17 protein-coding genes are annotated in these 20,444 nt (G+C 63.6%); 14 read left to right on the top strand and 3 right to left on the bottom strand.

Annotated features, from left to right (window positions below; genetic code table 11):
• The first annotated feature begins 13 nt into the window (after positions 1-13).
• The 4 genes from B0G75_RS00260 to B0G75_RS00245 all read left to right on the top strand — a co-directional run bounded on the left by B0G75_RS00260 (position 14) and on the right by B0G75_RS00245 (position 6,573).
• Positions 14-757, top strand: a complete 744-nt coding sequence (locus tag B0G75_RS00260) for a fimbria/pilus periplasmic chaperone (RefSeq protein WP_181309135.1) — start codon at positions 14-16, stop codon at positions 755-757.
• 114 nt (positions 758-871) lie between these two features.
• Entirely contained in the window at positions 872-3,532 is a 2,661-nt protein-coding gene (locus B0G75_RS00255) for a fimbria/pilus outer membrane usher protein (protein ID WP_106299547.1), read from the top strand.
• A gap of 125 nt (positions 3,533-3,657) precedes the next feature.
• Positions 3,658-4,635 (top strand): fimbrial protein, encoded by a 978-nt coding sequence (locus B0G75_RS00250; protein ID WP_181309134.1) that lies wholly within the window; start codon positions 3,658-3,660, stop codon positions 4,633-4,635.
• A gap of 336 nt (positions 4,636-4,971) precedes the next feature.
• Positions 4,972-6,573: a peptide chain release factor 3 gene (locus tag B0G75_RS00245; RefSeq protein ID WP_012428715.1), complete on the top strand. Its 1,602-nt coding sequence runs from the start codon at positions 4,972-4,974 to the stop codon at positions 6,571-6,573.
• Positions 6,574-6,688: 115 nt separating this feature from the next.
• Here the strand turns inward: B0G75_RS00245 and B0G75_RS00240 are convergent, their stop codons facing one another.
• Positions 6,689-7,558, bottom strand: a complete 870-nt coding sequence (locus B0G75_RS00240; RefSeq protein WP_106299543.1) for a LysR family transcriptional regulator — start codon at positions 7,556-7,558, stop codon at positions 6,689-6,691.
• Between the two features lie 63 nt (positions 7,559-7,621).
• Here B0G75_RS00240 and B0G75_RS00235 point away from each other — a divergent pair, with 63 nt between their 5' ends.
• Both B0G75_RS00235 and B0G75_RS00230 read left to right on the top strand, forming a co-directional pair.
• A complete protein-coding gene (locus B0G75_RS00235) occupies positions 7,622-7,852 on the top strand; it encodes a hypothetical protein (RefSeq protein WP_146142467.1) in 231 nt (76 codons plus the stop codon).
• A gap of 97 nt (positions 7,853-7,949) precedes the next feature.
• Positions 7,950-10,442: a GNAT family N-acetyltransferase gene (locus B0G75_RS00230; RefSeq protein ID WP_106299539.1), complete on the top strand. Its 2,493-nt coding sequence runs from the start codon at positions 7,950-7,952 to the stop codon at positions 10,440-10,442.
• A gap of 123 nt (positions 10,443-10,565) precedes the next feature.
• On the opposite strand, the gene B0G75_RS00225 is transcribed toward B0G75_RS00230, so the two are convergent.
• Complete coding sequence (locus B0G75_RS00225) at positions 10,566-11,111, bottom strand: hypothetical protein (protein WP_106281660.1); 546 nt, start codon at positions 11,109-11,111, stop codon at positions 10,566-10,568.
• 131 nt (positions 11,112-11,242) lie between these two features.
• Positions 11,243-12,031, bottom strand: a complete 789-nt coding sequence (locus B0G75_RS00220) for an IclR family transcriptional regulator (protein ID WP_106299537.1) — start codon at positions 12,029-12,031, stop codon at positions 11,243-11,245.
• Positions 12,032-12,304: 273 nt separating this feature from the next.
• Here B0G75_RS00220 and B0G75_RS00215 point away from each other — a divergent pair, with 273 nt between their 5' ends.
• The 8 genes from B0G75_RS00215 (at position 12,305) to B0G75_RS00180 (ending at position 20,420) form a co-directional block, all read left to right on the top strand.
• Positions 12,305-13,354, top strand: coding sequence for a sugar ABC transporter substrate-binding protein (locus B0G75_RS00215; protein ID WP_181309133.1), 1,050 nt, complete (start codon positions 12,305-12,307; stop codon positions 13,352-13,354).
• Between the two features lie 8 nt (positions 13,355-13,362).
• Complete coding sequence (locus B0G75_RS00210; RefSeq protein ID WP_106299535.1) at positions 13,363-14,883, top strand: sugar ABC transporter ATP-binding protein; 1,521 nt, start codon at positions 13,363-13,365, stop codon at positions 14,881-14,883.
• Complete coding sequence (locus B0G75_RS00205) at positions 14,873-15,928, top strand: ABC transporter permease (protein ID WP_106299533.1); 1,056 nt, start codon at positions 14,873-14,875, stop codon at positions 15,926-15,928. The genes B0G75_RS00210 and B0G75_RS00205 overlap by 11 nt, the downstream gene beginning before the upstream one ends.
• A 25-nt stretch (positions 15,929-15,953) precedes the next feature.
• Positions 15,954-16,286, top strand: coding sequence for a UxaA family hydrolase (locus tag B0G75_RS00200; RefSeq protein WP_181309132.1), 333 nt, complete (start codon positions 15,954-15,956; stop codon positions 16,284-16,286).
• 42 nt (positions 16,287-16,328) lie between these two features.
• Positions 16,329-17,648, top strand: a complete 1,320-nt coding sequence (locus B0G75_RS00195) for a UxaA family hydrolase (RefSeq protein ID WP_106299531.1) — start codon at positions 16,329-16,331, stop codon at positions 17,646-17,648.
• A 105-nt stretch (positions 17,649-17,753) separates the two neighbouring features.
• Positions 17,754-18,794 carry an aldo/keto reductase gene (locus tag B0G75_RS00190; protein WP_106299529.1) on the top strand — a complete coding sequence of 347 codons (1,041 nt, stop codon included), beginning with the start codon at positions 17,754-17,756 and terminating at the stop codon, positions 18,792-18,794.
• Positions 18,795-18,801: 7 nt separating this feature from the next.
• Positions 18,802-19,632, top strand: coding sequence for an amidohydrolase (locus B0G75_RS00185; protein ID WP_106299527.1), 831 nt, complete (start codon positions 18,802-18,804; stop codon positions 19,630-19,632).
• A 44-nt stretch (positions 19,633-19,676) separates the two neighbouring features.
• Complete coding sequence (locus B0G75_RS00180) at positions 19,677-20,420, top strand: SDR family oxidoreductase (RefSeq protein ID WP_106299525.1); 744 nt, start codon at positions 19,677-19,679, stop codon at positions 20,418-20,420.
• The last annotated feature ends 24 nt before the right edge of the window (positions 20,421-20,444 follow it).

Raw genomic sequence — 20,444 nt, 5'->3', positions numbered from 1 at the left:
CAGGCGGAAGGTGATGAAGCTGCCCAGAAAAACGGCGATGGGAATCGTCTTCGCAGGCATGCTGCTGGCCGGCAGCGCAGCCGCGAGCGTGACGATAGGCGGCACGCGTCTCGTGTATCCGCTCGATCAACGCGAGGTTACGGCGAAACTGAACAATGACAGTTATGTACCTTCGCTGGTTCAGGTCTGGATGGACGACGGCAATGCGGATGCCAAGCCCGGAGAAGTGAAAGTCCCGTTTCTGATTACGCCGCCGATTTTCCGCATGAACGCAATGAAGGCGCAAACGCTGCGCGTCATGTATACCGGCGAGCCATTGCCGCAGGACCGTGAGTCGATCTATTGGCTCAATGTACTCGACATTCCGCCGAAAGCGAATCATGGGTCGCAAGCCAACACGTTGAGCCTTGCCTATCGAACTCGTATCAAGGTGTTCGTGCGGCCGGCCAGCTTGCCTGGCAAACCGCAAGATGCACCCGCGCAACTGACCTGGAAACTCGCTGCGTCGCCGAACGGAGCGGGGCAAGCGGTCAGCGTATCGAACCCGACGCCCTATTACGTGTCGTTTAGCGAGGTCGACGTCGAAAGCGCCGGTCATTCCTTTACGAACAAGCGGGGCGGCATGGTCGCGCCACGCGCTTCAGTGGTCTTGCCGATCGACAAGATGAGCGCCGTCGCAGCGGGCGCCAGGGTGCGCTACATCGCGATCAGCGACTACGGCGGTCCGATCAACGGCGACGCGCCGCTCGGCGAGTAATCGCCAAAAACCCGCCGTCCCACACCCATCCATTTGATTCATGGCGTGCGTTGCATGGGCAACGCAGCGGGACGGCGCACGCCTGTTCATAGGACTCTGGAGTTCAGCAAGACCATGAAGGGCTCGCTTCGTTATTATCCGGCTGCTCGCACCGATGAGCGCTCTGACGCGTTCAGACGCAGGCGTGTCGCCATCATTGCGATGTTCGCATTCGCAGTGTTGGGCGGCGTTCAGCCGATGAGCGCGCAAGCGGCAGAAGCGATGGAGGGCGACGTACCGGTGGAATTCGACTCGATGTTCCTGCGAGTCGACTCCAGCGCAGCCGTGGACGTGGCGCGTTTTGCTCGCGGCAACCCGGTCAAACCGGGCGTTTATTCGGTTGACCTGCTGGTGAACGGCATTCGCGTCGCACGCCAGGATGTCCGCTTTGTGGAGACGAGCCCGCAGGCCGGCGCGCGTCCTTGCCTGACACACCGATTGCTGGAAACGCTCGGCGTGGACTTCGCCAAGCTTGCCGCGAGCAGTGACGCAAAAGTGGTCGAAACCGGCACGGCCAAACCAGACCTCGACCCCGACGAATGCATCAGTCTTGCCGCAAAGGTTCCGGCGGCCACTGTGGACTTCGACTTCACGGAGCAGAAGCTCTTGTTGAGCGTGCCGCAGAAGTTCATGCGCAATACGGCGCGCGGCTATGTACCGCCCGACATGTGGCAGGACGGTGTGAACGCGGCCTTCGTGAGCTACAACGCGAACACCTATTACAGCAGTGGATCAGGCGTGCAATCGACCCAGAATTACTTGGGTTTGAATGCCGGCGTGAACCTCGGCAGTTGGCACTTCCGGCATCAGTCGTCGGTGACTCGGCGAACCGGCACTGGCACGAACTTCGACGACATCGCGACTTACCTTCAGCATGACCTCGGCGCGCTGAAGGCGCAGGTGATTGCCGGCGACGGCTTCACGACCGGCGACGTGTTCGACAGCGTTCAATTTCGCGGCGCGCAGATCGCCACCGACGATCGCATGTTGCCGGAATCGCTGCGAGGCTACGCGCCGGTGGTGCGCGGCATAGCGGAATCGAATGCGCGTGTGACGGTGCGTCAGAATGGTCAGGTGATCTATGAGACCACCGTCTCGCCGGGCGCGTTCGAAATCAATGATCTGTACCCGACGGGTTATGGCGGCAACCTCGATGTCACCGTCACAGAAGCCGACGGCCGCAAGAAGGACTTTACCGTTGCCTATGCCTCGGTTGCCCAATCGCTGCGGCCTGGCATCACGCGCTTTTCTGTTACGGCCGGTCAACTCCGTGGCTCCGCACTTGAGACCAAGCCGAATTTCGCGCAGTTCACGTTGCAACGCGGGCTGACCAATCTGGTGACGCTCTACGGCGGCGGCGTAGCCTCCACCGGCTACATGGCCGCACAAATGGGGACGGCGCTGAATACGAAGTTCGGCGCTTTTTCGGCCGACGTAACAGGTGCCCAGACCCAGGTTCCGAAGCAGGGCACCTCACGCGGCACCAGCTTGCGCGTGGGCTACAGCAAGTTCATCGATCCGACCAACACGAACATCGCGATTGCGGCGTACCGGTACTCGACGGCGGGCTACATGGATTTGTCGGATGCCGCCTCCGTGCGCGACCTTGCGTTGCGCGGCGGCGATCCGGCCTCCGTCTATCGCGAGCGCAACCGCTTTCAGGTCACCCTCAATCAGAGCTTCAAAAAATATGGCACGGTCTTTCTGAACGCGTCGGCCCAGCAGTACTGGAATCGCAACGGCAGCGACGTGTTCTATCAGGCGGGCTACACCAAAGCGTTCAAATCTGGCACCTACAGCATCACCGCGGGTCGCACACGGTCCTCGGACGGCGTGATGTCGGACCAGATCATGCTGGGTGCGACGCTGCCGCTCGGCCGCGGCCAGCAAGCGCCGCTGATGGCGACGAATCTGTCGAGTTCCGGCGGCAACGCGAACATGCAGGCGAGCGTGAGCGGCGCGCTCGGCGAGCGCAGCCAGTACTCGTACAACGCCTACGGAACCTACAGCACCGGTCATGGCAGCAGCACCGGAAATGCCGGCGTGAGCGGGGCTTACCGCGCGCCTTATGCGCAGCTGACCGGCTCGGCAAGCGCGGGGACGGGCTCGAATCAGGCGTCGGCGGGTGTGAGCGGGTCGATCGTCGCGCATCCGGGCGGCGTGACCTTCTCGCAGACGGTGAGCGACACGTTCGGCGTTATCGAAGCACCGGGCGCGGCAGGGGCGAGTGTGAGCAGCGCGCCCGGCGTGAAGCTCGATCGCCGTGGCTATGCCGTTGTGCCCTATCTGACGCCCTACGGCATGAATACGGTCGATATCGATCCAAAGGGCACGTCGACCGATGTGGAGTTCGAATCGACTTCGGAACAGACGGTGCCGCGGTTCGGATCGGTGGTGATGATCAGGTACAAGACGGTGACCGGACGCGCGGCGTTGATCCGCGCACCTCTGCTTGGCGATAAGGCGTTGCCGTTTGGCGCCGATGTAGTCGATGCAAATGGACTTGGCGTGGGCGTCGTCGCGCAGGATAGCCGAATTTTCGCACGCAGGCTCGAAGACAGCGGCGCGCTTTTCGTCAAGTGGGGTGTGAGTGACGCGGAGCGATGCAAGATCGATTATGTGTTGCCGCAGAAAGCAGCGAAGGACGCGTACTTGTCCGTGGAAGCTCATTGCGTGCCGGCAAATGAAACTGTCGATATAGATTCTGGCGCACTCGTTGGTGCCAATGAGCACTAGAACCCAATTCGTGAAAACGGCCAACAGGTAGTTCAAAAATGACTGGGTTGTTCAACTTTGTTTGCTGCGTGAGACGCTCTATGCACAACGTCTGTTTTGGCCGCCGCAATAGGATGCGGCTTGCCGTGGCAATTGCCGCAAGTTCGCTTGCTCTGGGCATTGCGTTTCCCGCCCACGCGGCATGCAGAATCGTTGACGGCTTCGCGCCTGCGCAAGGTGTTGTGAACTGGGGCATCGTGGCGGCGCCGGCCAATGTGGCGATTGGATCGGTCATCGCCAAAACAGACATGAAATACGATTCGCTTTTCACACATCAATCGTGGCACTGCGACGGTACCTCTTTTAATGAATATTTTACGATGGACCCACGGCAGGTGTTGTCCGACATTTTTGAAACGAACATTCCAGGACTTGGCGTTCGCGCTTCGGTGTCGCTCATCGGCGGGAATTTATCCTCTTCCATACCCTTAAACTTTTCTTTGGACCAAGCCGGGCAGAACACCGGCAAGACTGACAACATGCGCGTTTTTATCGAACTTGTCGTAACTGGTCCAATCGACACGAGCGCTACCGACATGCTGTCCTACAACGCGGCAGGATGGCACAATGTCCGAGATTCGTTTGACGGAAATATACTGACGCTGGCAAATCTCATGATTTACGCCCAAATTAACTCGCCCACCTGCAGCGTCACGCAGTCTTCAGTCGCAGTGACCTTGCCCCCGGCCCGTGTGGCGAACCTGAGTAACCCAAACTCCACCACGGGGGCAACGCCCTTCAATCTTCAACTGAACTGCTCGTTGTCGTCTAACGTCAATGTAACGCTCACCGATGCGACGGACGTTTCCAACCGTTCAACCACGCTGAATTTGGCGCCGGGTTCGTCCGCCTCGGGCGTCGGCTTGCAGATACTTAATGGATCCACTCCCATCGCATACGGACCGGACTCGGCGGCGGCAGGGAATATGAATCAGTGGTTAGCAGGCAGATCAGCGGGCGGCCCCATGACTATTCCCCTTACCGCGCAGTACGTGCGAGCGTCCGGCGCGCTGGTTCCAGGAACGGTAAAGGCCACCGCGACGTTCACGATGTCCTATCAATAACCATGGCGGCGCTGTGTTTCCGCAGGCAACTTGACGGTCTTTGCTAAAACCCGGTCGCAGCTGATTTCGTCGGCTTCAGTCGCCCCCGCCTCGTCCGTTTTCATACGGCGGCGGCCCTGGACGTGTATCATTCGTTCCCTGCGCTGTTCTGCGCCGGCGATTCCCGTATTGTCGAACGCTCGTTCGTGACCTGTTTCCGACGCGGCTGAGTTGCCACTGTGATGCGGGTCGTCGGCCCAATTCCCGCAGCTCGACGCCGCCGCGCAAGGCGTGGCATACCGGCAGCCACAAGCCGCCGGCAACCGCCCGAACCCCTATCCGTGACCGCCAGACCCGATGTCAGTCTCCGAACTAAAACGCCGCCGCACGTTCGCGGTCATTTCCCACCCGGACGCCGGTAAGACCACGCTCACGGAAAAGCTGCTGCTGTTCTCGGGCGCGATCCAGATCGCCGGCACCGTGAAGGGCCGCAAGAGCAACCGCTACGCAACGTCCGACTGGATGGAGATCGAAAAGCAGCGGGGCATTTCGGTGGCGAGCTCGGTGATGCAGTTCGAGTACGGCGACGCCGTCATCAACCTGCTCGACACGCCGGGCCACGAAGACTTCTCCGAAGATACCTACCGCGTGCTGACCGCGGTCGACGCCGCCGTCATGGTGATCGACGGCGCGAACGGCGTCGAGGCGCAAACGCTCAAACTGCTCGAAGTCTGCCGCAGCCGCAAGACGCCGATCGTCACCTTCATCAACAAGCTCGACCGCGAAGTGCGCGAGCCGCTCGAACTGCTCGACGAAATCGAGCAGCATCTTGGCGTCGCCGCTGTGCCGTTTACGTGGCCGATCGGCATGGGTAAGGATTTCCAGGGCGTCTACGATATTCAGCGCGATCAGGTGCGCATTTTCCGCGCGGGACAGGACAAGGCCGGCGGCGAAGTGGAAACGCTGCAAGCGCCGAGCGACGAAGAAGGCGAGCGCCGCTTCGGCCACGCCTGGATCAAGGCGAAGGAGGAGATCGATCTGATCACCGGCGCGTCGCCTGATTTCGATCGCGAGCAGTTCCTCGCCGGTCAGCAATCGCCGGTGCTGTTCGGCTCGGCGATCAACAACTTCGGCGTGAAGGAAATTCTGGATGCGCTGGTCGACCTGGCGCCGCCGCCATCGATGCGCATGACCGTGCAGCGTCCGGTCATGCCGGACGAGCCGAAGTTCACCGGCGTCGTGTTCAAGGTGCAGGCGAACATGGATCTGGCGCACCGCGACCGCGTGGCATTCATCCGCGTGTGCTCGGGGCATTTTGAACGCGGCATGGCCGTGAAGGTGACCCGCACGAACAAGACCTTCCGCGCCAATAATGTGGTGACGTTCCTGTCGCAACGTCGTGAGACGGTGAGCGAGGCGTATCCGGGCGACATCATCGGTATTCCGAATCATGGCACGCTGAGTCTCGGCGATACGTTGACCGAAGGCGAACAGTTGCAATTCGTCGGCCTGCCGTTTTTCGCGCCGGAAATTTTCCAGACCGTCGAAGTGGTCGATCCCATGCGCGCCAAGCAGCTCGGCGAGGCGCTCAAGCAACTCGGTGAGGAAGGCGCGATTCAGGTGTTTCGTCCGGAAGTGGGCGGCCTGATGATTCTCGGCGCGGTCGGGCAACTGCAGTTCGAAGTGGTGTCGCACCGTTTGTCGACGGAATACAAGGTCGACGTGCGCATGGCGCCGGCGCGTTACCGCATGTCACGCTGGGTGACTTGCGACGACGCAGCCGAACTGCGCCGCTTCACCGATTCGTACGCGGCGCGGATCGCGCTCGACGCGTCCGACGCACCGACGTATCTGGCCTCGCACGTGTCGGAGATCGAAGTCGCGCAGAAGGCGTGGCCGAAGATCGTGTTCAACGAGTTGCGCGAGCACTCGGGCGCGCCGTTCAAGAAGGCGATGTAAGTTCGCCGCGGTGGTACGCGAGTGCCGGGTAAAACAGCGGCAATCGAAAGGCCCCCGTTGAAAACGGGGCCTTTTGCGTTAACGCCCACACCTGTGCCGCCAAGAGCATCAACGCTCACCCCAGCTTCAACACCTCTTCCCGCATCCACCCCGCCAGCGCCTGCACATGTTCCAGCCCGACATGCCGCTGCGGAATATCGAGCCAATAACCAAACGGCCCGCTCACCTCGACGTCGGAAAACTGCGCGAGACTGCCGTCCGCCAGTTCCTCGACGATCATGTTCCGGTCGACGATCGCCAGCCCCGCGCCTTTACTCGCCGCACGAATCGCCTGTTCCAGCGTCGAGAACTCGATGCCGTTATCCGCGTAACGCGCGGGCATGCCCGCCTCGGCGAGCCAGTTCGGCCACAATTCGAGCCGGGCGTCGTTGTGCAGCACGTGCAGCGCCGGCATGCGTTCGAGCAGCGCGTCGAGCTGTTGGCCGAGCAAACGCGGCGCGCCTACGAGCACGTGGCGCTCCATCATCAGCAGTTCGGAGTGCGCGTCCGGCAGCGCCTGGCGGCCGAAGCGAATCTGACAGTGAAGGTCTCCGTGCGCTTCGGTACGAACGGACAGTTCGACGTCGGGCAATTCCACCGCGAGCGAGCCCAGCCGCGGCGAAAACCATTGCGTGGCGAAAGTGGGCGGCAGAGCGAGCACGAGACGCCGTCGTCCTTTAGCCGCCGTGATCTGGCGAAAGCCTCGCTCGATCGTATCGAAGGCTTCAGACAGGCAGGGCAGCAATTGCAGGCCCGCCTGCGTCAGGCGGATACCTTTGTGGTCGCGCTCGAACAGTTTCGCGCCGAGCGATTCTTCGAGCAGCTTGATTTGCCGGCTCACAGCGCCTTGGGTCACGCACAGCGCGATGGCTGCGCGGTTGAAGCTCATGTGCCTGGCCGTCTCTTCGAAGAAGCGCAACGCGATCAGCGATGGCAAGCGCCGCATAAATCACCTTCTATTACTTTTAATCGTGCGCGATCCGGCGGCAAGATGGTCGGACCGCGAACGGTGGTTGCGCTGCATCGCCAGCCGCGCGTTGTCTCCAAACGAATCGCATTTGGCGTGTCTCCGGCGCACGCGATTCGAACCGCCATCGGCCAGCAATTTTTCAAGGCAAGCCGCCATCGTGGCGGCTGGAAGATTGTCGCATTGGCGCTCGTTGTTTGCTTGATCTCGATAACAAATATCCCCGGCGTGCCCTGGACAGCCGGCCGCGATTGGGTGCCGGCCCGGCGCTGAAGGAGAAGCGCCGCGCGAGCGCTCAACTTCGCCTATGCTGACGAAGACGCACGCCTGGCCACGAGGCCGGCTCGCTTTCCCTGTCCTTGGAGCGCCTGTGACCGTTCGCAATCTCGACGCCTTGTTTCGACCCAAATCCGTCGCCGTGATCGGCGCTTCGGAGCGGCCCGGCAGCACCGGCGAGATGGTGTGGACGCGCGTGCTGGATGGGGGCTTCGACGGCCCGCTCTGGCCGGTCAATCCGAAGTACGAAACGCTCGGCGGCCACGCCGTGATCCACGACCCGGGCGATTTGCCGGAAGCGCCCACGGTCGCGCTGATCTGCACGCCACCGGCGACGTGGCCCGGCATCATCCATAAGCTCGGCGGATTGGGCACGCGCGCGGCGATTATCGTCGGCGAGGTGCGGTGCGATGAGGACCGGCTCGCGCTGCGGCACGCGCTTTCGGCGGCGCGGCCGAACCTGCTGCGTATCGTCGGGCCGGGCAGTCTCGGTGTGGTGTCGCCGGCGCTGCGCGCGCATCTGGGCGCGCCGTCGTGCACGGTGAAGGCGGGCGGCGTCGCGTGGGTGTCGCAGTCGAACGCGCTGACCAACGCTGTGCTCGGCTGGGCGCACGCGCGCGGCCTCGGCTTCTCGCACGCGGTGGCGCTCGGCGGCGAGGCGGACGTGGACGCGGGCGACGTGCTCGACTATCTGGCCAGCGACCCCGGCACGCGTGCCATCCTGCTCGAACTGGATAGCGTGCGGGCGGCGCGCAAGTTCATGTCGGCGGCCCGCGCGGCGGCGCGCAACAAGCCGGTGCTCGCGCTGCGCTCCGGCCGCGCCGATCCCGCCGACGCGCTCTACACCGCCGCGTTCCGCCGCGCCGGCATGGTGCGCGTCGATGCGCTCGACGACCTGCTCGACGAGATCGAGACGCTCGGCGTGGGCCGCGTGGCGGCGGGCGCCACGGCGACGCTGATTACGAGCGACCGTGGCCTGGCCACTTTGGCTCGCGACGCTTTCGCCGCAGCCGGCGATACGCTCGCGCCGTGGCCCGATGAGGCAACGGAGGCGTTGAAGCAGAGCTTGCCGTACGCGGTCGGCGGCAACCCGCTGCAACTCGGCGACGATGCGCGTCCTGAGCACTTCAGCACCGCGCTCAAACTGCTCGCGGATCATCGCGGTACCGGCACGGCCTTCGTGGTCCACGCGTCGACGCACGGCGCGCCGGTCGGCGAAGTGGCCCAGGCCTTGATCGCGAATCAGCGCTTCGCTTATCGCGGCTTGCTGGCGTGTTTCTTCGGTGGCGTGGATGCCGCCACGCGCGACGCGCTGCACGCACAGGGCATTCCGGTTCATACGACGCCGCAGCGCCTCGCGCGCGCCTTCGCGCGGCTGGTCGATTACCGGATGGGGCGCGAACTGCTGATGCAGACACCGGAGGGTTTGCCGGCGCAAATTCCCGAATGCATTGACGCGGCTCAGGCTCAGGCGCGCGCGGCGCTTGCAGCAGGTGAGCACCAACTAACCGGCGAGGCGGCGGCGCGATTTTTGGGTCGGTTCGGATTGCAGGTGGAAGCGCGAGAAGGAAGTGCGAGCGAGGGTAGCGCGGGGCAAACTGCGCAAGGCATCGCGCAGGGATCGGCGCAGGTCGCGGCGGCAGCTTCGGACGCACTGCGGGCGTCGGACTGCACGGAAACGAGTGCCGACTCGTCTACCAAACCCGTCGTCGACGTCGCCATCGAACTCCACGACGACGACAACTTCGGCCCTGTCTTCCGCTTCACGACGCCGTCGGCCGACGGCGTGTCCGAGCCTTTGCGCGTCTACGGCTTGCCGCCGCTGAACCCGGTGCTCGCGCGCGACGTGGTCACGCGTTCGCCCTACGCGCGGCTGGTTGCGCCGGAGCCGGCGCTGGCCGCGCTGACGTCACTCTCGCAAGCCGTGTGCGACGTCAAGGAACTCGTCGGGCTCACCCTGACGCTCAGGGTGTACCGCGATCGCGTGATGATCGTCGAGCCCACGCTGAAGATTGCGCCGACGCGCAGCCGCCTCGCGATCGTGCCGTATCCGCGCCGCTTCGAAGAAACGCTGGACTGGCAAGGAGTGCGAGTGACGATCCGGCCCATCCGTCCGGAAGACGAGGCGGCGCATCACGACTTCGTCGAAGCAATGACGCCGGAGGATTTGCGCCTGCGGTTTTTCGGGGCGGTGGGCAGCTTCGACCACTCGCAACTCGCGCGCATGACGCAGATCGACTACGACCGCGAAATGGCGCTGATCGCCACCGTGCAGAGCGACGAAGGTTTCACGCGGACGCTGGGCGTGGTGCGCGCGGTCGCCGATCCCGACAACGAAACCGCCGAATTCGCGGTGGCGGTGCGCTCGGATCAGAAAGGCCGGCGCCTTGGCCAATTGCTGATCGACCGGATCATCAAATATGCGCGGGCGCGCGGCATTCATTGGCTGGTTGGCGAGGCGCTGCGCGAGAATACCCCGATGATCGGGCTCGCCAAAGCCAGCGGTTTTACGATCACGCGGACGGAGGATCCGGGTGTGGTCGGATTCAGGATGGCGCTGGATGAAGCGACAGAGGCAAGCGCTTAGGCGGCGTGCCCAACGCGCTGAGTTGAATGGATCACCGCATCCAATGCGTTCGAGGCGGTGATCAACGCGACGAGAGGCGCCGGAGGCCTCGCGCCGCGATAAGCCAGAAGGCCGCGAACGACCTCAAGCCGCCAGCTTGGCCGCAGCCTCATCGACTTGCGACCGCGTCACCGCCAACTCCTCAAGCCACGCATCACCGTAAACCGCGCCCGTCTCGCGCTCCAACCGCGCAATCGTCGCCGCACAGCGACTCGCATCCTTCGGCGTCGCGATAAACGACTTCACCGACTCACCCGCCTTGAACGCGTCGAACAACGGCACGCGAATATCGTCCGGCAGCGCACGCGTCGTCCACTGATACGGCTTGCCGTTGAACGTGAATTGCGGCGGCAGCACGCGCTCTTTTTTCGCGGCCGGAATCAGGCCGTACGTGCGCGCGGCTTCGCCGATCTGCTCCGGCGAAAACAGTTCGTCCGGGCTGATGTCGAATTGCTGAATGAACGTCTCGATGCTTTGCATCGCCGCCGCGCGGTCGTCGCGGCGCTTTTGCGCGTGAGCGACGATGTCGCGCAGTTCGTCGGCTTCTTCAGGCGTGATCGTGAAGCTCGACTGCTTCTGCTGGAGTTCGGAAAAACGCTGGAATTCGGAATCGGTCAGAAGTTTCGCCATTGCTTATCGATGAGCGCGCATGAGCGAACCCATGCGGCGTGATTTTTGAGAGGGTCGCCATTCTAAACCATGTGCGCGAGCGGCCGATTTTCGACGGACCGTCGCTCAGGTTCGACCCGCCGCATCATGCGCTAGGCGGCGTTTTCGTGAAACATCGACAGTGCCTGAACCGTCTCGCGCAGCAGCGCGGTGGCGGCTTCGAGCGTGGGCGCAACGTATTCGTCGATCCGCCGCAAGTACGGACAGGTGAGCACCGCGATCGCCTGGCCAGACGGCCCCTGGATCGGAAACGTGAGGTCAGTCACGCCGAACGTTTGCTGGCTGTCCTTCTGCGAAAAGCCCGCTGCGCGAATCCGCTCGCAGGCCTGTTCGAGCGCGTCACGATCGATCGTGACCTCGCCCTTCACCTTGGTGTGTTCGGCCAGCATCTGTTCACGCTGCTCGATGCTTTGAAACGCGAGCATCACGCGCCCCGAACCCGTGTCGATCAGGCCGACGCGCGAACCGAGCCGCACCGACATGCCCCACGTACCCGGACCATCCACTTGCGCGATGACCAGCAGGTTGCCGCGGTCGTACACCACGAGGTGACACGATTGTTCGGCAGTATCGGCAAACCGCTGCATGAGCGGCAGCGCTTCGGAGATCAGACGGTTCATCGGCGGATGACGGTGCGCGAGCGCATACAGCTTGAGACTGAGCGAGTAGCGGTCTCCCGCCGCCGAGCGCACCACGTACTGACGCGCGACCAGCCGTTCGAGCATGCGATACATCTCGCTCGCGTTGCGTCCGAGCAGCTTGGTGATTTCGGCGCGCGTGAGTCCTTCCTTCTGCTCAGCGAGCAGTTCGAGGATGTCGAGGCCTTTGTCGAGCGCCGGGGCGCGGTAGCGGTCGGCGTCGTCTTTGTCGTCTGCGTCCATCGTGAGGGAGGTTCGTTGGGCTGTTCTCATTATGTGGCGCGTGAGTGTACGTGCGGGGCGAATCTCGCGGAGATGGCGCACGTCCAGGGAAAACACGGACGGTCGGTGCAGTGTATATTCCTTGACTTCGAAAAGTCCATATATGAATAATGCGTTCATTGGTGAATGAAAACCGCCGATCCTCGACGAGACTCGAATAAGAAAAGCGCAGGACGAAGTGCCGGCCTCAGAGCCGGTTCACGCAGTTCCCACAACGCATATCTGGAGACAACCATGTCGTTCGTGAAAGGGCCGCTCACGGCCCGCCGTTTGTTCCGCACTTCGCTCTCCGTTACAACAGCCGCTGCGTGCCTCGCCGGCCTCGCCGTGACGGGCGCCGCGCAAGCCGCCGACTCCGGCAAGATCGGCCTCGGTCTGCCGCTGCTGACGTCGCCGTTCTGGCAGTCGTACAACAACTATCTGCCTAAATACGCGAAAGAGAGTGGCCTCGACATCCTCGCGCCGGTCAATTCGAATGGCGATCCGGTCCAGCAGATCACGGACATGAACAACCTGCTGAACCTCGGTGCGAAGGGCATCGTGGTCGGCCCGCTGGATTCGGCGGCAATCAGCCGCGCGCTCGACGCCGCCGCCGCGAAGAACGTGCCGGTCGTCGCCGTGGACGTCGCGCCGACGCAAGGCAAAGTCGCGATGGTAGTGCGCGCCGACAATCACGCGTATGGCGAGAAGGCGTGCAAATACATTGGCGATCATGTGAAGTCGGGCAAGGTCGTGCAGATCATGGGCGACCTGGCGTCGGTCAACGGGCGCGATCGCTCCGAAGCGTTCCGCACCTGCATGAAGGGTTATCCCGGCGTGTCGGTATTGGAAATTCCCGCGGCCTGGAAGGGCGATGTCGCGGCCACTGCGCTCGACAGTCTGCTGACCGCGAATCCCGACGTGAAGGGCATCTACATGCAGGCAGGCGGCGTGTATCTGTCGCCGACGCTGCAAACCTTGCGTCGCAAACAGATGCTGTTCCCCGCCGGCGATGCGAAGCATGTCGTGATCGTCAGCAACGACGGCATTCCCCAAGAGTTCGACGCGATCCGCCGCGGCGATATCGACGCGACCGTGTCGCAGCCCGCCGACTCGTACGCGAAATACGGGCTGTTCTATATCAAGGCGGCGTTGGCAGGTCAGACCTTCAAGCCGGGCCCGACCGATCACGGCAGCAACATCATCCAGTTGGCGCCGGGCATTCTGGAAGACCAATTGCCCGCGCCGCTCGTGACGAAATCGAACGTCGACGACAAAGCCTTGTGGGGTAACACCGTTAAATGAACGGTCAAATGAGCGAACTCACGCCCTCCGTGCCCGTCGTCGAAGCGCTCGAGGTCACCAAACGCTTCGGCTCGACGGCCGCGCTGAAAGACGTGAGCATTCGCGTCATGCCCGGCGAGTCGCATGCGCTCGTCGGGCGCAACGGCGCGGGTAAATCGACGCTGGTGTCGATTCTCACCGGCCTGCGCAAGCCCGACACCGGCGAGGTGCGTTTTAGCGGCGCGGCCGCGCCGTCGATCGCGGATCGCGACGCATGGCGCGAGCGAGTGGCGTGTGTCTATCAACATTCGACGATCATCGGCGATCTGAGCGTCGCGGAGAATCTGTTCATCAACCGGCAGCCGTTGCGCGGCGGCGTGATCGCTTGGCAAGCCATGCGGCGCGACGCGCGCGCGTTGCTCGATCACTGGAAGATCGACGTGCGCGAAGATGCCCGTGCCGGCGACCTTTCGGTGGAAGCGCGCCAACTGGTGGAGATTGCGCGCGCGCTGTCGTACGGCGCGCGCTTCATCATTCTCGACGAGCCGACCGCGCAGCTCGACGGCGACGAGATCAAGCGCCTGTTCCGCCGCATCAGCGAGTTGCAGCGCGAGGGCGTGACGTTCCTCTTCATCTCGCATCATCTGCAGGAAGTCTATGAAATCTGCCAGGCCGTGACGGTGTTGCGCGATGCGCGGCATATCGTCAGCGCGCCGGTTTCCGCATTGCCGCGCGAGCAGCTGATCGAAGCGATGACCGGCGAACGCGGTGGTCTTGCCGTCGCCGATGCGGCAGCACGTGGCGCATTGCCCGCGGATACGGCGATCGCGCTGGAACTCAAGGAACTGGCGGGCGCCGATTACGAAGGCGTGTCGTTCACCGTCAAGCGTGGCGAAGTTGTCGGCTTGACTGGCGCGACGAGCAGCGGCCGAACGAGCGTGGCCGAAGCGATTGCGGGCCTGCGCGCGGCCAGGCGCGGCACGATCAGTGTGGACGGTGCAATCTTGCCGCCCGGCGATGTGCCCGCAGCGCTTGCGCACGGCATTGGCTGCGTGCCGAAGGATCGGCATCACGAAGGGCTGGTGCTCACGCAATCGGTCGCGGAAAACGCATCGATGACGATCGCGCGCGTGCTCGGCAAATTCGGCATCGCGCCGCCCGCGAAAAAGAACGCCTTCGGCCAGAAGATGATCGACGCGCTCGGTATCGTCGCGCAAGGTCCGGAGCATGTCGTGTCGGGTCTGTCAGGCGGCAATCAGCAGAAGGTGGTGATGGCGCGCGCGCTCGCGACCAATCCCAATGTGCTCGTGCTGATCGATCCCACCGCGGGCGTCGACGTGAAATCGAAGGAAGCGTTGCTCTCCGTCGTGGATCGCGTGCGCGAAGAGGGCAAGGCCGTGCTGGTCGTGTCCGGAGAACTCGACGATCTGCGCACCTGTGACCGCGTGCTGGTCATGTTCCGTGGCCGTGTCGCGGCCGAATTTCCCGCGGGTTGGCAGGACCACGACCTGATCGCATCCGTTGAAGGAGTCAGTCTTCATGAAGAATAGTGTGCCCAGTCCCGCTTTCGGCGCCGCGCAAGCTCAGGCTCAGCCGCAGTTGGCCGCGCCGGTGTCGCGCGGCAAACGCGCGCGCTCCGAACTCGCGCGCCTGCGCGAGCTGGCGTTGCTGCCCGCGCTCGCTTTGCTGATCGTGATCGGCGCGTTTGTCAGCCCAAGCTTTCTGACCAAGGCCAATCTCATCAGCGTGCTGGGCGCGTCGGCGGCGTTGGCGCTCGTCGCGCTCGCCGAATCGCTGATCGTGCTGACCGGCAAGTTCGACCTGTCGCTCGAATCGACGGTCGGCATCGCGCCCGCCGTGGGCGCAATGCTCGTGATGCCGGCGGCGTCCGCCGGCTTCGGCATGCAATGGCCCGCGGAGGCGGGCTTACTCGCCATCGTGATGGTGGGCGCGGTGATCGGCTTCATCAACGGCTTTCTCGTGGTGCGTTTGCGGCTCAATGCGTTCATCGTCACGCTGGCTATGCTGATCGTGTTGCGCGGCATGCTGGTCGGCGCGACCAAGGGCGGCACGCTGTTCGATATGCCGCCGTCGTTCTTCGCGCTCGCGACCACGATCGTGCTCGGCTTGCCTTTGTCCGTGTGGCTCGCGGCGGTGGCGTTCGCAATCGCGGCGTTCATGTTGCGTTATCACCGGCTGGGCCGCGCGTTGTACGCCATCGGCGGCAATCCGGAAGCGGCGCGCGCGGCGGGGATTCGCGTCGAGCGCATCACGTGGGGCGTATTCGTGCTCGGCAGTATCCTTGCCTCGATAGGCGGTTTGATCGTGACCGGCTATGTCGGGGCGATCAACGCGAACCAGGGCAACGGCATGATTTTCACGGTGTTCGCGGCAGCGGTGATCGGCGGCATTTCGCTCGACGGCGGCAAGGGCACCATGTTCGGCGCGCTCACCGGCGTGCTGCTGCTCGGCGTCGTGCAGAACCTGTTGACGCTTGCCCAGGTGCCGTCTTTCTGGATTCAGGCGATTTACGGCGCGATCATCCTGGGCTCGCTGATGGTGGCGCGCCTCGCGAGCGGCGAAGGACAGAACTGATACGCACGCACCTCGGAGAACTCATTTGACCAGCCGCTCATTGCCGCTACAAACGGACCCACGCCTGATTCTGCTCAGCCCCGCCGACAACTGCCTGATCGCGGCGGCGCGTCTGGACTGCGGCGCGCAGGTCGAGATCGAAGGCGAGCGCGTGACGCTCACCAAAACCATCGACCTCGGTCACAAGGTGGCGCGCCATGCACTCGCGAAGGACGACAAGGTGCTGCGCTACGGCGCAGTGATCGGTCACGTGACAGAAGCCGTGGCACGCGGTGCGCATCTGCATACGCACAACCTCGAAAGCGATTACCTGCCGACCTACACGCACGACGCGGGCCACGAATTCGTCCATCACTGATGTGCGCACAACGACGTGGCCTCGCGCCGCGCTGGAACGATCATGACTGACACTTCCGTAGCATCTCTGCCTGCCGCCGCGCAGCAGCCCACGCTTGAGGGCTATCTGCGTGGCGACGGCCGCAAGGGTATCCGCAATGTGGTCGCGGTGGCGTATCTGGTCGAGTGCGCGCATCACGTCGCGCGCGAGATCGTCACGCAGTTTCGCGAACCCCTCGACGCCTTCGACGATCCTTCCGCCGAGCGCGAGCCGCCCGTGCATCTGATCGGCTTTCCGGGCTGCTATCCGAACGGTTACGCGGAAAAAATGCTCGAGCGGCTCACCACGCATCCCAACGTCGGCGCGGTGCTGTTCGTGTCGCTCGGCTGCGAGAGCATGAACAAGCACTATCTGGTGGACGTGGTGCGCGCGAGCGGCCGTCCCGTCGAAGTGCTGACGATCCAGGAAAAGGGCGGCACGCGCAGCACGATTCAATATGGCGTCGACTGGATTCGCGGCGCGCGCAAGCAACTCGCCGCGCAGCAGAAGGTACCGATGGCGCTGAGCGAACTGGTGATCGGCACGATCTGCGGCGGCTCGGACGGCACCAGCGGCATCACGGCGAATCCGGCGGTGGGCCGCGCGTTCGATCATCTGATCGACGCGGGCGCGACCTGCATCTTCGAAGAAACCGGCGAGCTGGTGGGCTGCGAATTCCATATGAAGACGCGCGCGGCGCGTCCGGCGCTCGGCGATGAAATCGTGGCTTGCGTCGCCAAGGCGGCGCGCTATTACTCGATTCTCGGCCACGGCAGTTTCGCGGTCGGCAACGCGGACGGCGGACTCACCACGCAGGAAGAGAAATCGCTGGGCGCGTATGCGAAGAGTGGGGCGTCGCCGATTGTCGGCATCATCAAGCCCGGCGATATTCCGCCGACCGGCGGCCTCTATCTGCTCGACGTGGTGCCGGACGGCGAGCCGCGTTTCGGCTTTCCCAACATCAGCGACAACGCGGAGATCGGCGAGCTGATCGCCTGCGGCGCGCATGTGATTCTCTTCACGACCGGACGCGGCTCGGTGGTCGGCTCGGCGATTTCGCCGGTGATCAAGGTGTGCGCGAATCCCGCGACGTATCGCAACCTCTCCGGCGACATGGATGTCGACGCGGGCCGCATTCTCGAAGGCCGCGGCACGCTGGACGAAGTGGGCCGCGAGGTGTTCGAGCAAACGGTGGCGGTATCGCGCGGTGCCGCTTCGAAGTCAGAGACGCTCGGTCATCAGGAATTCATCCTGACGTACAAGACGTTCGAACCGGTTGGACCGGCTTGCCTGCCGTCGAGCGCCGCAGCGCAGCATCGGATGGTCGCGATCGAGCCGCGCTAAGCGGCTGCGTCCTGGCCGCGCGGTCCTGGCGGCAAGCCGTCTGTACACACCGTGGGCAAACCTTGCCCATGCATGGTAAAACACGACAAATTGGAGACGCGCTCAATGACCGCAACGATCGGATCGAAGATCGGGCAACGGCGCCGCATCGGCCGCGGGCCGTTGCAGGTGACCGGTTTGGGACTCGGCACGGCGCCGCTCGGCGGCCTCTACCGCGATCTGTCCGATGAAGAAGCTCATGCAACCATCGCCGCTGCGTGGGATGCCGGCGTGCGCTATTTCGACACCGCGCCGCATTACGGCAACACGAAGGCCGAGCATCGTCTGGGCGACGCCTTGCGGCGCTATCCGCGCGCCGACTATGTGTTGTCCACCAAGGTGGGCCGCCGTTTCGTGCCGCGCACCACGCCTTTCGACGACAAGGAAGGCTGGCAAAATCCGCTCCCTTTCGAAGCGATCTACGACTACACGCACGACGGCATTCTGCGTTCGTTCGAAGATAGCCAGCAGCGCCTCGGCATCGTCGATATCGACATTCTGCTGGTGCACGACATTGGCCGTGTCACGCACGGCGACAACCATCCCCGTTACTGGCGGCAACTGACGGAAGGCGGCGGCTTTCGCGCGTTGGACGCGTTGCGCTCTTCTGGCGCGATCAAGGCCGTCGGACTTGGCGTCAACGAAGGCGCGGCGATACTGGATGCGATGGCCGAATTCGATATCGATTGCGCGTTGCTCGCGGGCCGTTATACGCTCCTCGAACAGACCACGCTCGACGACCTGTTGCCGGCCTGTGAAAAACGTGGCGTCAGCATCCTGTTAGGCGGCGCGTTTAATTCGGGCATTCTGGCGCGCGGTGTCGAAGGCGATCTGAAATTCAACTACGGCGAGGCGCCGCCCGAAGTGATCGAGCGCGTCGCGCGGCTTGAAGCAGTGTGCCGCACGCACGGCGTGCCGCTCGCGGCCGCCGCCTTGCAGTTTCCCTATGCGCATCCGGCGGTCGCCACGGTGTTGACCGGCGCGCGCAGTGCCGATGAATTGCGCGAGAACGCCGCGTCGTTCGAGCTGCCGATCCCCGCGGCCTTGTGGTCCGCGTTGCGTGACGAAGGCTTGCTCGACAGCCGCGCGCCCGCGCCCGAGGACTGAGTTGACGATGCATATCGATGCCCACCAGCACTACTGGGATCCCGCTCGTGGCGATTACGAGTGGCTCACGCCGGAACTGAAAATCCTGTACCGGACGTTCGGCCCGGAGGATCTCGCGCCGTTGCGCGAACGCGCGGGCATCGAACGGACGGTGGTGGTGCAGGCAGCGCCGACCATCGACGAAACGCGTTATTTGCTGGACCTGGCGCGCCATGAGCCGTCGATTGCGGGCGTGGTCGGCTGGGTGCCGTTGTTGCTGCCCACGGCGCCGCAGGTGATCGAAGCACTGACGCATGAGCCGAAGTTCAAAGGCGTGCGGCCGATGCTGCAGGATTTGCCGGACGATACGTGGATCGCGAACCCCGATCTCGCGCCGGCAATCGAAGCGCTAATCGCACACGACCTCGCCTTCGACGCGTTGATTTACGCGCGTCACGTCGAGCCGTTTGAAACTTTCGCGACGCGCTTTCCAGCGTTGCGCATCGTCGTCGATCATGGGGCGAAGCCGCCCATCCGCTATGGACGCGCGGGTTACCAAAGCTGGGCCGACGCGATCACGCGGCTCGCGCAACTGCCGCATGTGCATTGCAAACTGTCGGGCCTCGTCACCGAGGCGTCGCGTGGTTGGACCGAGGAGACGCTGCACCCGTATGTCGAGCATCTGCTGAAGTCCTTCGGTCCGGCGCGTTTGATGTGGGGCAGCGACTGGCCGGTGCTCGATCTGAACGGCGACTATCTGCTCTGGCATTCGGTGGCGAACACCTTGCTCACGTCGTTGAGCGACGGCGAGCGCGACGCGGTTTTCGGCGGCAATGCCGCCGCGTTTTATCGATTGTGATTTCTGGAAGAGACAAGCAACAGCCCATTCAACTGGAGTCGTAGATGACACAAAGACTGGCCGGCAAGACGGCCCTGATCACGGCGGCAGGACAAGGTATTGGACTCGCTACCGCCGAACTCTTCGCGCGCGAAGGCGCGCGCGTGATCGCCACGGATATCCGCATCGACGGACTCGCCGGCAAGCCGGTCGAAGCGCGCAAGCTCGACGTGCGCGACGACGCGGCGATCAAGGCGCTAGCGGCCGAGATCGGCGCGGTCGACGTGCTGTTCAACTGCGCGGGCTTCGTGCACGCGGGCAATATTCTCGAATGCAGCGAAGAGGATTGGGACTTCGCCTTCGACCTGAACGTGAAGGCGATGTACCGCATGATCCGCGCGTTCCTGCCTGCCATGCTGGAAAAAGGCGGCGGCTCGATCATCAATATGTCGTCGGCGGCGTCGAGCGTGAAGGGCGTGCCGAACCGCTTTGCGTACAGCGCTTCCAAAGCCGCGGTGATCGGGCTGACCAAGTCCGTTGCTGCGGACTTCATCACGCGTGGTGTACGCTGTAACGCGATCTGCCCGGGCACGGTGGCTTCGCCGTCGCTCGAACAGCGGATCGTCGCGCAGGCTCAGGCGCAAGGCGCGACGCTGGACGCCGTGCAGGCCGCCTTTGTCGCGCGTCAGCCGATGGGCCGCATCGGCAAGCCGGAAGAGATCGCCGCGTTGGCGCTGTATCTCGGGTCCGACGAGTCGTCGTTTACCACGGGCCATGCGCATGTGATCGACGGCGGCTGGTCGAACTGATCTATGCCGACCCAAGCTGAACCA

Source organism: Paraburkholderia sp. BL18I3N2 (assembly GCF_003001875.1).
Classification (GTDB): domain Bacteria; phylum Pseudomonadota; class Gammaproteobacteria; order Burkholderiales; family Burkholderiaceae; genus Paraburkholderia; species Paraburkholderia phytofirmans.
This window is presented reverse-complemented; position numbering and strand designations above follow the sequence as displayed.